The organism is Pseudomonas sp. AGC41 (genome assembly GCF_057334555.1).
Window position 1 is genome coordinate 7,777 of the sequence record NZ_JBHFJB010000159.1, and the last position, 11,912, is coordinate 19,688.

8 protein-coding genes and 1 pseudogene are annotated in these 11,912 nt (G+C 63.9%); 6 read left to right on the forward strand and 3 right to left on the reverse strand.

The window, feature by feature from the left end:
* Nucleotides 1–90: 90 nt before the first annotated feature.
* The 3 genes from tssC to tssA form a co-directional block, all read right to left on the reverse strand.
* Entirely contained in the window at nt 91–1,587 is a 1,497-nt protein-coding gene (tssC, locus tag ACE04F_RS27565) for a type VI secretion system contractile sheath large subunit (protein ID WP_305497874.1), read from the reverse strand.
* 12 nt (nt 1,588–1,599) lie between these two features.
* Nucleotides 1,600–2,115, reverse strand: a complete 516-nt coding sequence (gene tssB / locus ACE04F_RS27570) for a type VI secretion system contractile sheath small subunit (RefSeq protein WP_186633609.1) — start codon at nt 2,113–2,115, stop codon at nt 1,600–1,602.
* An 81-nt stretch (nt 2,116–2,196) separates the two neighbouring features.
* The gene (gene tssA / locus ACE04F_RS27575) at nt 2,197–3,222 is read right to left on the reverse strand and encodes a type VI secretion system protein TssA (protein ID WP_486110712.1); all 1,026 of its coding nucleotides are present in this window, start codon (nt 3,220–3,222) and stop codon (nt 2,197–2,199) included.
* Between the two features lie 404 nt (nt 3,223–3,626).
* Between tssA and tagH the strand changes: the two genes are divergently transcribed.
* The 6 genes and pseudogenes from tagH to ACE04F_RS27605 form a co-directional block, all read left to right on the forward strand.
* Nucleotides 3,627–5,069, forward strand: coding sequence for a type VI secretion system-associated FHA domain protein TagH (gene tagH / locus ACE04F_RS27580; protein WP_486110714.1), 1,443 nt, complete (start codon nt 3,627–3,629; stop codon nt 5,067–5,069).
* 68 nt (nt 5,070–5,137) lie between these two features.
* A complete protein-coding gene (gene tssJ, locus ACE04F_RS27585; RefSeq protein WP_486110716.1) occupies nt 5,138–5,644 on the forward strand; it encodes a type VI secretion system lipoprotein TssJ in 507 nt (168 codons plus the stop codon).
* Between the two features lie 15 nt (nt 5,645–5,659).
* Nucleotides 5,660–6,994 carry a type VI secretion system baseplate subunit TssK gene (gene tssK, locus ACE04F_RS27590; RefSeq protein ID WP_486110718.1) on the forward strand — a complete coding sequence of 445 codons (1,335 nt, stop codon included), beginning with the start codon at nt 5,660–5,662 and terminating at the stop codon, nt 6,992–6,994.
* A gap of 6 nt (nt 6,995–7,000) precedes the next feature.
* Nucleotides 7,001–8,311, forward strand: coding sequence for a DotU family type VI secretion system protein (locus ACE04F_RS27595; protein ID WP_486110720.1), 1,311 nt, complete (start codon nt 7,001–7,003; stop codon nt 8,309–8,311).
* Nucleotides 8,308–11,808, forward strand: coding sequence for a type VI secretion system membrane subunit TssM (gene tssM / locus ACE04F_RS27600; protein ID WP_486110722.1), 3,501 nt, complete (start codon nt 8,308–8,310; stop codon nt 11,806–11,808). Before ACE04F_RS27595 ends, tssM begins: the two co-directional genes overlap by 4 nt.
* Nucleotides 11,805–11,912: pseudogene (locus ACE04F_RS27605) on the forward strand (TagF domain-containing protein); the annotation flags it as partial. The gene tssM and the pseudogene ACE04F_RS27605, both read left to right, overlap by 4 nt.

The following is an 11,912-nucleotide window of genomic DNA, read 5'->3' on the forward strand; positions in this document are numbered from 1 at the left end:
GCCTCAGGCAACACAAGTGGCGACTGATGCACCGCTTTCGCGAGCAGGCTCGCTCCCACATGTTTCCATTGCGTACCGCTCAGTAAATCCTTACGCGCCCTTGGCCGACGGCAGTTTCGATACCAGGCGCAACGACACGGTCAGCCCTTCGAGCTGATAGTGCGGGCGCAGGTAGAACTTGGAGTTGTAGTACCCCGGGTTGCCTTCGACTTCTTCGACGATCACTTCGGCGGCAGCCAGTGGATGCTGGGCCTTGGTGGTCTCGGTGGAGTGCGCCGGATCGCCATCGACGTAGTTGAGGATCCAGTCCTGCAACCAGCGCTGCATCTCGTCCTTCTCTTTGAAGGAACCGATCTTGTCGCGCACGATGCACTTCAGGTAATGGGCGAAACGGCAGGTGGCGAACAGGTACGGCAGGCGCGCGGCCAGGTTGGCGTTGGCGGTGGCGTCCGGGTCGTCGTATTCGGCCGGTTTCTGCAACGACTGGGCGCCGATGAAGGCGGCAAAGTCGGTGTTCTTCTTGTGCAACAGCGGCATGAAACCGTTCTTCGCCAGTTCCGCTTCACGGCGGTCCGAAATGGCGATTTCGGTCGGGCACTTCATGTCCACGCCACCGTCATCGGTAGGGAACGTGTGGGCCGGCAGGTTTTCCACTTCACCGCCCGATTCCACGCCGCGGATGCGCGAGCACCAGCCGAAGTGTTTGAACGAGCGGTTGATGTTCACGGCCATCGCATAGGCGGCGTTGGCCCAGGTGTACTTGGAGCTGTCGGCGCCGTCGGTGCTTTCCTCAAAGGCGAAGGCTTCCACCGGATCGGTCTTGGCGCCGTACGGCAGGCGCGCCAGGAAGCGCGGCATGGTCAGGCCGATGTAGCGCGAGTCTTCCGATTCACGCAGCGAACGCCAGCCGGCGTATTCCGGGGTGGTGAAGATCTTGGTCAGGTCGCGCGGGTTCGACAGTTCCTGCCACGAGCCCATGCCCATTACCGTCGGCGAGGCGGCGGCAATGAATGGCGCGTGCATGGCGGCGCAGACTTTCGACAGCTCGCCCAGCAGTTCCACGTCCGGTGGCGACTGGTCGAAGTAGTAGTCGCCGACCAGGCAGCCGTAAGGCTCGCCGCCGAACTGGCCGTATTCTTCTTCGTACATCTTCTTGAAGAGCGGGCTCTGGTCCCACGCGGTGCCCTTGAATTTCTTCAGGGTCTTGTGCAGGTCGGTCTTGGAGATGTTGAGCACGCGGATCTTCAGTTGCTCATCGGTCTCGGTGTTATTGACCAGGTAATGCAGGCCACGCCAGGCGCTTTCCAGTTGCTGGAAGTCCGGGTGGTGGATGACCTGATTGACCTGGGCGGTGAGCTTGGCGTCGATCGCGGCGATGATCGACTCGATCGACTTGATGGCGTCGTTGGACACCAGGTCGGTCTGCGCCAGGGCCTGCTCGGCCAGCGTGCGCACGGCGGTCTCGACGGCTTCGCGGGCGCGTTCGGTCTTGGGCTTGAATTCTTGCAGCAGCAGCGAGGCGAACTCGCTGGTTTCTTCAGTGGCGCCCAGGTTCTGGGGCTGATTGTCGCGTACCAAATCGTTCATGATCGTTAGTCCTTAAGCCTTGGGCTCTGCATCGGCGGGCTTTGGCGCGCTGGCAAGGGCCTGCAGCAGCGCTGGGTCCTTGATCGCCTTCATGATGATTTCCTCGGCGCCGGTCTTGCCGTCCATGTAGGTCAGCAGGTTGGCCAGTTGGGTGCGCGCTTCGAGCAGCTTGTTCAGCGAATCGATCTTGCGGGCCACGGCCGCAGGGCTGAAGTCGTCCATGCTTTCGAACGTCAGGTCCAGGCTCAGGTTGCCTTCGCCGGTCAGTTCGTTAGGCACATGGAACGCCACGCGAGGCTGCATGGCCTTGAGGCGCGAGTCGAAGTTGTCGACGTCGATCTCGAGGAACTTGCGATCGGCCACCGGCGCCAGAGGCTCCGCGGGCTTGCCGGCCAGGTCCGCCATTACGCCCATGACGAAGGGCAACTGGACCTTTTTCTCGGCGCCGTAGAGCTCGACGTCGTACTCGATCTGCACTCGAGGCGCGCGGTTGCGCGCGATGAATTTCTGAGAACTTTGCTTCGCCACGTTGCTGCTCCTGGTCGCTTGAGCGACGGTGTTGGCGTCATCGGGGGTACCTATGACGTGACTGCGTGATCCGCTCGCTTTTTATTCGCTTTCCGGGCCGCGCAGGTTTTCAAATTGACTCATGCCGTCGGGAATCAGGTTGCGTACGATCGCCGCGAAATCGGCGTGCACCAGATTCTTCGCCCGGTTCAACAGTACCGGCAGCGGGCTGGAGGGCTCATGACGGGTGTAGTACGCCAGGATCCGGTCCAGGCTGCGCAGGACATCGTCGCGGTTGTTGATTTCTCCGGCGACGGTACTGCGCGGCGTGCTGGGTGCGCTGGCGTATTCAACCGGCGCGGCGTTGTCGGCTTCGACGGGATCGGCAAGGGCACTGTCGCCGCTCTGCGGGGCGAACTGACCGAGGATCTGCAGGGCCATCTTCAGCGGTTGTTTCAGCGGGCCGAGGTCCACGCCCTGGGCGGAACCGACCTGGTCGCTGACTTGCTGTTCGATGGACTCGGCGGCGCTGCGGGCTTCCAGCAGGGCGGCACGGATGATTTCCAGCTGCTCGGGATCGCTGTCGAGCAGGGCGCCGGCGAGTTGTTCGGCGCCGAGGCTTTCATCCGGGAAGCTTTGCAAGCCGCTGGCGTTGGCGGCGGCGCGCAGGCTGACGCTGCCGAACGTGCGCGAGCGAGCCAGGATGCTTTCGCGCAGCAGGCGGATGGTGACGTCCGACGTCAGGCCGGCGAGGGCATTGATGCGCACGGTGGGGTCGTTGTCATCATCGGCATCCAGGCGCGGGTGCAGGTCGGCCCAATATTGCTTGAGCAGCTCGTTGATCAGCGTCAATACACGGGCCAGGCCGGGAATGCCTTCCAGGGCCAGGGAGCTTTGCAACAGGAAATGGGTGATGCGCAGGTCTTTGCTGCGCGCCAGCAGGTCCAGGCTTTGCTGCTGGATGCTGCGCCATTCCGGGGGTTCGGCAGGCAGGATCGAGTCGCCCATGCTGCGCTCGGGCTGGCCTCGGGAATCGCGTTCCAGGCGCAAGAAATCCGCGTCATATTCCAGGTCTTCACCGCAAGGCGAATTCGCGGAAACGGCGGCGAGCAGCAAAGGCACATCCACTTGGATCGATCTCCCTATCACCCGCTGAAGAAGTCGGGCAGTGCACATGAAAGTTTCGGATGAAACTTCACATGTTCCTTGACCGTAATGGCGCTATAAGTGCGAGATGATCTTAAAGTGCCATCATGTATATTCAAGAAGTTGTGCATTTTTGGTGTAGTACTTATGCCTTGTCAAGGTAAGCTATTTCGCCGATGTGACAGTTGTGAGGTGCTTAACAACCCGCGCGACTGGTAGGTCGAAGCAGGCACCGATGCAGGTTTTTTTGTCACGCAGGCCGGTTAAGATCAGCAATCATGCTGGCAAAACGCCGTTCCGGGTTGTTTGCAAGGTTTTTAGCGCGCAGCCGGGGGCTCAGGTCCATTGTTCCGTCGGCAAAAAGAAGTAATCAGCAAGGAGGCAAGATGCCGCTGTGTTTGACTATCACTAGTTATCACAAGATTACCCCTGGACAGTGTTCTGAAAAGACCCTGAACCAAGGCGTGATGGCAATTGGCCGTAATTCCGATAATGACTGGGTATTGCCGGACCCGGAGCGCCTGGTTTCTGGACAACATTGCGTTATCCAATACAAGGACGGGCGCTATTATCTGACCGATAACAGCACCAATGGGGTGGAATTGGTCAAGGCCGGCATTCGCCTGCGCAAAGGCAACAGCGAGCCGCTGCAGGATGGCGAAGTCATTCGCATCGGTGATTACGAGATCCAGGCGCGCGTGGATTTCAGCCTGCCGGTCACCGACAGCAACCCGTTCGCCGAAGCGCCCAGCAGCTTCGAAGCCTTGATGGGGCGCCAGGGTGCTGCCGTGAATACGCCGGCGCCGATACCCGTGGCCACGCCTGCGCATTTCCAGGGCGTGTCGTCCATGGACACGCTGCCGGACCTGTTCGACTTCCTTGCTCCGAGCAGCGTCCCTCCAGCCACCCAGCCGGATCACGTTCCGGCCGAGCAACATGATTTCCGCCCGCCCACGCCGATTCCGCGCCCGAGTCCGCCGCCAGTGGTCCAACCGCTGCCGATGACGCCTGCTCCGGTTATCCCGGATGATTGGGACCTGTTCAGCGACACGCCTGCGCCGGTTGCGCCGATTCCCGTCGCGCCGCTGCCGGAGCCGGTTTCCGTGCCGCCATTGCCGGTGATCGAGCCCGTTCCCGCGCCGCCGATCCCGCAAGTCGTTGCGCCGATCGAGCCCGTGCCACCGCGCGAAGCGCCGGTCAGCCGCGTCGAGCCGACGGCCACCCCAACCGACACCTCTGGCCCCGACCTGCTGCAAGCCTTCCTGCGCGGCGCCGGGCTGGATCAGTTGCGCCTGGACAAGGCCCAGGCTGAAGCGCAGATGGAAAGCATCGGGCGCAGCTATCGATTGATGGTCGAGGGCCTGATCGATGTGCTGCGCGCCCGCAGCAGCCTCAAGGGTGAATTCCGCATCCAGCAGACAATGATCCAACCGGTGGAAAACAACCCGCTCAAATTTGCCCCGAACGTCGACGAAGCCCTGCTGTTGCTGTTGCGCCACGGCAACCAGGCCTTCATGGCGCCGGACGTGGCGGTGCGCGACAGCTTTGACGATTTGCGTGCCCATCAACTGGCGGTGATGGCCGGTGTGGAAGCGGCCATCAAGCATCTGCTGGCGCGTTTCGAGCCGGCCCAGCTGGAAGAGCGCATGGGCAAGCCCGGCGGGTTGTCGGGGATTTTCAGCGGGTCGCGCCAGGCCCAGTACTGGCAGCAATTCACCGAGCTCTACAGCAATATTTCCCGGGAGGCCCAGGAAGACTTCCAGGACCTGTTCGGTCGGGAGTTCAGCCGCGCCTACGAAGAACACAGCACGCGACAGCGACGTCGTTGAGCGTCACCGGGCCAGACAACACTTTTCAAGCACACAACGGATAGCTCAAACGTCATTGAGGACGCAGGATGATTCCCAGGTTTTTACTCGCTGTCGCCACAGCACTTCTGCTGACGGCGTGCGCCAAGGATGCGGCCGCTCCCCAGCCCGAAGAGGCTGAAGCCGACACCGCCGCCATCGAGTTGCACTTCCACGCCATCGCCGGGCTCAACCCCGGCGCCAGCGGCCAGCCGGCGCCGGTGCGGGTGCGCATTTTCGAGTTGAAGAACGCCGCCACTTTTGCCCGCGCCGACTATTTCGCCCTGGCCGAACGGGCGCAGGCGACATTGGGAGCTGACCTGATCGACCAGGACGAAGTGCTGATCCAGCCGGACCAGCAACTGAGCCTGCAACGCGATCTCGACCCGGCCACCCGGCACATCGGAATCCTGGTGGGCTATCGCGAGCTGGACCAGTCGCTGTGGCGCACGGTGATGAATGTCCCGGCGCGCCAATACACCGAATACCAGATCAGCCTCGATGTGCGTGCCGTGCGCAGCGCCGTCGTCGTCCCCCCATCCAGCCCTGCCCAATAAGCAATCGGAGCCCCCATGTCCTGGAACAATCGCGTGGTCTGGTCGGAAGGCATGTTCATTGGAACGCAGCACTTTCAGCAGCATGACCGTTACCTGGAAAACCTCATCGATTCCCGCAGCCGCCCATTGTCGGCCGGCGCCTGGGGTTTTTCCGAGTTGTTGATCGATCAGGGCCTGCTGGCCCAGGGCAAGCTGGCGATCATTTCGGCCAAGGGCCTGCTGCCTGACGGCACGCCGTTCAATATTCCCCAGGACGACGTTGCGCCGACGCCGCTGAACATTGACGACAACCTGCGTGACGGCCTGGTGTACCTGGCCCTGCCGCTCAAGCGCGCCGGCGCCCGCGACACCGTGGACGAAGGTGAACCCTTGGGCGCCGCGCGCTACGTGAGCCAGGTCTGCGAAGTACGTGATGACAATGCGCCGTTTGAAAACCGCGCACCGGTGGCCGTGGGTTCCCGGGCGCTGCGCTTGCTGACCATCCAGGATGGCATTGGCGATTACGCCGCGATTGGCGTGGTGCGCATCAAGGAAAAACGCGCTGATCGGGCCCTGGTGCTGGATGAAAATTACATCCCGCCGCTGCTGGACGTAGCGGCCTCGAAGTCACTGGCAGCGTTTCGCAGTGAGCTGCTGGGGCTGTTGCACCAGCGCGGCGAAGCCCTGGCCGGGCGGGTTGTGGCCTCCGGCGCTGGCGGGGCCTCGGAGATCGCCGATTTCATGCTGTTGCAACTGGTCAATCGCGCCCAGCCGTTGATCCAGCACCTGAACCAGTTGAGTCCGCTGCATCCCGAACGTCTTTACAGCGAGCTGGTGAGCCTGGCCGGGGAGTTCTCGACCTTTACCGCATCCGGCCGTCGCCCGCAGGAATATCCGCAGTACCAGCACGATGACCTGGTGCTGAGTTTCACGCCGGTGATGCAAGCCTTGCGCGAGGCGCTGTCGATGCTCATCGACAGCAAGGCCACGCCAATTCCGATTGTCGAGAAAGCCTACGGCATCCATGTGGCGATGCTGGCCGACAAGACCCTGCTCGACAGCGCCAGTTTCATCCTGGTGGTGCGCGCCGACGTTCCCGCCGAAACCCTGCGCGGCCGCTTCGGCCAGCAGAGCAAAGTCGGCTCGGTGGAGCACATTCGCGACCTGGTCAACCTGCAACTGCCGGGCATTGGCCTGCTGCCGTTGCCGGTGGCGCCACGCCAGCTTCCGTACCACGCCGGATCCACCTATTACGAGTTGGACCGGGGCAGCGACCACTGGCAGCAGTTGAGCAACTCCGGCGGCTTTGCGTTCCACATCGCCGGCCAGTTCCCGGGGCTGAACCTGGCTTTCTGGGCGATCCGAGGATAAACCGCGATGAGCAACGACGATCGTACCCAGTTCATGCCGACCCCCGGGGGCCGTGGCGCGGACCCTTTCCGCCCGGACCCGGGGCGTCCGCAACCGGCACCCGCGACGGCGCCGCTGTCGATGCCGGCCGCGCCGGTGCTGACCGGCAAGGCCCAGGGCCTCAACCCGCTGGAGAGCGCCGCCGGCCCGCTGCTGGCCCTGCTGACGCGCTTGCGCAGCACCATCGCCCACCCGGCACCGGCCAGCTTGCGCGCCCAATTGCTGGCCTACCTGCGCCAGTTCGAAGAGCGCGCCGAAGCCGCCGGCGTGGTGCGCAACGACGTCTTGCTGGCCCGCTACGCCTTGTGCACCGCGCTGGATGAGGCGGTGCTGAGCACGCCTTGGGGCGGCACCAGCGACTGGGGCAAGCAGAGTCTTTTGATCACCGTGCACAACGAAGCCTGGGGCGGCGAAAAAGTCTTCCAGCTGCTGGAGCACTGCCTGCAAAGCCCGCGCGAGCGTCTGTACCTGCTGGAGCTTTTGTACCTGTGCATGTGCCTGGGTTTCGAAGGGCGCTACCGGGTCATGAACGACGGCCGCAGCCAACTGGAAGCGCTGCGCGAACGCACCGCAGCGGTCATCCGCAGCGCCCGTGGCGACTACGAACGCGAGCTGTCGCCGCACTGGCGTGGGGTCACCGTGGCCCGCGATCGCCTGGCGCAGTTCATGCCGCCATGGATCGCCGTGGCCATTGGCCTTGCCCTGTTGCTGGCGTTGCTGTTCGGCCTGCGCATGAAGCTGGCCGCCGATGCCGAGCCGGTGTTCAAGAACATTCACTTCCTCGGCGAGATCCCGGTGCAGACCATCGACCGTCCGGTGGTGCAGCCGAAAGTGATCGAACGTCCGCGCCTGGCCGGGTTCCTCGCCGATGAAATCAGGGCCGGCCGGATTGCTGTGGAAGATGCCGTCGACCGCTCGGTGGTGACCATCCGTGGCGATGAACTGTTCGCCTCCGGCAGCGCCAGCATCAAGGATGATTTCCAGCCGTTGATGCTGCGCATCGCCGATGCCGTGCGCAAGGTCAAGGGCCAGGTGCTGGTGACCGGTCACAGCGACAATCGCCCGATCGCCACCTTGCGGTTTCCGTCCAACTGGGCCTTGTCCGAAGCACGGGCCAGGTCGGTGCTGGACATTCTTTCGGCCAAGACCGGCCAGCCCGAGCGCTTCAGCGCCGAAGGCCGCAGCGACACCGAGCCGTTGGCGTCCAACGCCACGACCGAGGGACGTGCGCGCAATCGTCGGGTTGAAATCACAGTATTGGCGGAGGGGGTCGAGTGAAGGCGTTTTTCAGTTTCATGACCCGTTGGGTCATCCCGTTGCTGGGGCTGATCGCCCTGAGCCTGATCATCTGGTTCGTCGGCCCGCTGCTCGATTGGCTGGTGCCTGAAGGGCGCCGTTGGGCGCTGATCATCCTGGTGTTTGCGGTATGGATCGCCTATCGCCTGTTCCGCATCATCCAGGCCCGCCGGCAGGCCGCCGAAGTCATGCGCAGCCTGGCCGCGCAGACTCCGCCGGACCCGACCAGCATCGCCACCGCCGAAGAGCTCGAAACCTTGCGCCAGCGCATGGACGAGGCCCTGGCCTTGCTCAAGAAAGCCAAGCTCGGTGGTGACGAGCGGCGTAACCTCTACGAGTTGCCGTGGTACGTGATCATCGGCCCACCGGGTTCGGGCAAGACCACTGCGCTGGTCAACTCCGGGCTGCATTTTCCGCTGGCGGCACAATTGGGCGCCGGTGCGGTGCGCGGTGTCGGCGGTACGCGCAACTGCGACTGGTGGTTCACCGACGAGGCGGTCCTGCTCGACACCGCCGGTCGCTACACCACCCAGGACAGCGATGCGACCGTCGATAAGGCCGCGTGGCTGGGCTTCCTCGGCCTGCTGAAAAAGCAGCGGGCGCGGCGCCCGATCGATGGCGCGTTCATCGCCATCAGCCTCTCGGACCTGCTGTTGGGCAGCGACGCCGAACGTGCCGCCCACGCGGCGGCAATCCGCCTGCGGATCCAGGAGTTGTACACGCAGTTGGGCGTGCGTTTCCCGGTGTACCTGATGCTCACCAAGCTCGACCTGGTGCCGGGGTTCATGGAGTACTTCGACAACCTGAGCAAGGAAGAGCGTGCCCAGGTCTGGGGCATGACTTTCACCTTGGACGATGGCAAGAGCAACGACAGCCCGCTGGCGCACCTGCAGAGTGAATTCGCCCTGCTCGAGCAGCGCCTCAACGACCGCCTGGTCGAGCGCCTGCAACAAGAGCGCGACCCGGCGCGGCGCGACCTCATCTACGGTTTCCCGCAGCAGTTCGGTGCATTGAAGGATTGCCTGCAAAGTTTCCTCGACGGCGTGTTCAAGCCCAATGCGTTCGAAGAGCGCGTGTTGCTGCGCGGCGTGTATTTCACCAGCGGCACCCAGGAAGGCAGCCCGATCGATCGCCTGATCGGCTCCATGGCCCAGAGCATGAACCTGGACCGCCAGCACCTGGCGCGCCAGACCGGTACCGGGCGCAGTTACTTCATCGAAAAACTCTTCACCGCCGTGGCCTTCGCCGAGCGTGGGCTGGTGGGGGTGGACCCGAAAGTCGAACGCCGGCGCAAGTGGATCGCCCGCGGCGTGCTGGCGTCTACCGTGCTGGTGGTGCTGGTGGTTGGCACGTTGTGGTGGGTCAGCTACCGCGCCAACCAGGCCTATATCGCCCAGGTCGACCAGAAGGTCGCGCCGCTGGGCCAGACCGTGCAGAACCTCAGCCCGGCCCAGCGCGACGTACTCGCGGTATTGCCGCTGCTCAACGCCGTGAAGCATCTGGCCAACGATGCCCCGGACTGGGCCGAAGGCCTGGGCCTGTATCAGGGCGACATGCTCGAAGCCGAATCCGGCAGTGTCTATCGCAAACTGCTGATCGCGGTGTTCGCGCCGCGCCTGCTGACGCGCATCGAAGAGCAACTGCACGGCGGTGGCAATTCGGACTTCCTCTACGAAGGCTTAAAGGCCTACCTGATGCTCGCCGATAACGAGCATTACGACGCCGATTTCATCAAGGCCTGGATCGCCCTCGATTGGGACCGCAGCCTGCCGCGCGACCTGCCGGCCGAACAGCGTCAGGCCCTGACCGGGCACTTGCAGGCGCTGTTCGAGCGGCGTCCGCCGACCGCGCGCCTGGATCCACGCCTGATCGAAGACCTGCGCCGCCAGCTGCAACAACTGCCGGTGGCCCAGCGCGTCTACGACCGCATCAAACGGCAGAAGCTGCCCGACGGCATCCCCGACTTCCGCATCAACGAAGCCGCCGGGCGTGACGCCGCGCTGGTGTTCAGCCGCAAGAGCGGCAAGCCGTTGGGCGAGCCGCTGAGCGGCTTCTTCACGGTCAAGGGTTACCGTCAGGGCTTCTTGCTCTCCAGCCTGAGCCAGACCGGCACCCTCGCTGAAGAGCAATGGGTGCTGGGCTTTGAGCAGGCCGATCAGCAGAACGTCGCCAGCCTCGCCGCCGATGTGCGGCGCCTGTACTTCCAGGATTACCAGCGCCAGTGGGACGCCTTGCTGGCCGACATCGACTTTGTGCCGATCACCAGCGTGGCCCAGGCCGCCGATGTGCTGCGGGTGCTTTCCGGCCCGACCTCGCCGCTGAAAAAGCTGCTGGTGGCGGTGGCGAAGGAAACCGACCTGCAACAGGACGAACGCCTGCTCGCCGCCCAAGGCGTACCGGCGGGCGACGGCGTGGACAAGCTCAAGGAGCGCCTCGGCAGCTTGCTCGGCCAGGAGCAGGCAACGCCAAACGCGCCGCAAACCAGCGATGACCCGATCACCGCGCACTTCGCCGAGCTCAACAGCATCGTCAGCAAGAGCGAAGGCGAACCGGCGGCCATCGACGGCCTGCTGTCCGACATGAACGCCCTGTATGTGCAGGTCAGTGCCATGGTCGGCGCCAGTGGCGACGCCTTGCTCGGCGAGGCGAAGAACCAGGCGTCGGCCGCCGCCACCCGCGTCAGCCTCAACGCCGAACGCCAGCCGCCGCTGGTGCAGGGTCTGGTCAAGTCGGTGGTCAACTCCACCACCAACACGATGATGGGCGGCGTGCGCAATCAACTGAATGCCGCCTGGACCAGCGAAGTGGTGAATATCTATCGCCAGTCCCTGGCCGGGCGTTACCCGATGTCCCCAGGCAGCGCGCGGGATGCGACCCTCGATGACTTCGGCCAATTCTTCGGCGTCGGCGGGGTGATGGACAACTACTTCCGCAAGTACCTGCAACCCTACGTCGATACCTCGGCTCCGACCTGGCGTTGGCAGCCGGGCGCCGCGCAGAAGCTCGGCATTGCCCCTGGTGTGCTGCAAACCTTCCAGCGCGCTGCAACCATTCGCGATGCGTTCTTCCGTTCCGGCGGCACGCAGCCGATGGTGCGCTTCGAGCTCAAGCCGGTGGCGATGGACTCGACCATCACCCAATTCCTGCTCGACCTCGACGGCCAGCAGTTGAGCTACGACCACGGCCCGAGCCGGCCGACCGCCATGCAGTGGCCGAATCCGGGCAGCATCGGTGTGGTGCGGATCTCGATCATGCCGCCGTCGTCCAGCGGTCGTTCCGGCATCACCTTGGATGGGCCGTGGGCCTGGTTCCGATTGCTGGAGCAGTCGGACCTGACCGCCGGTAATTCGCCGGACCGCTTCAACCTGCGGCTGCGGGTCGATGGCGCCAGCGCTTCTTATGAGTTGCGGGCCAACAGCGCCTTCAACCCGTTCAAGAGCCGCGTGCTCAGTGGCTTCAGCCTGCCGGAGCGGCTATGAGTACAGCGGGTTTCTATGGAAAGTTGGCCAGCCGCGGGGACTTCGTCAGCCGTGGCTTGCCGCAGAGTTTTATCGGGCCGTGGGACTCGTGGGGGGGGGGGGGG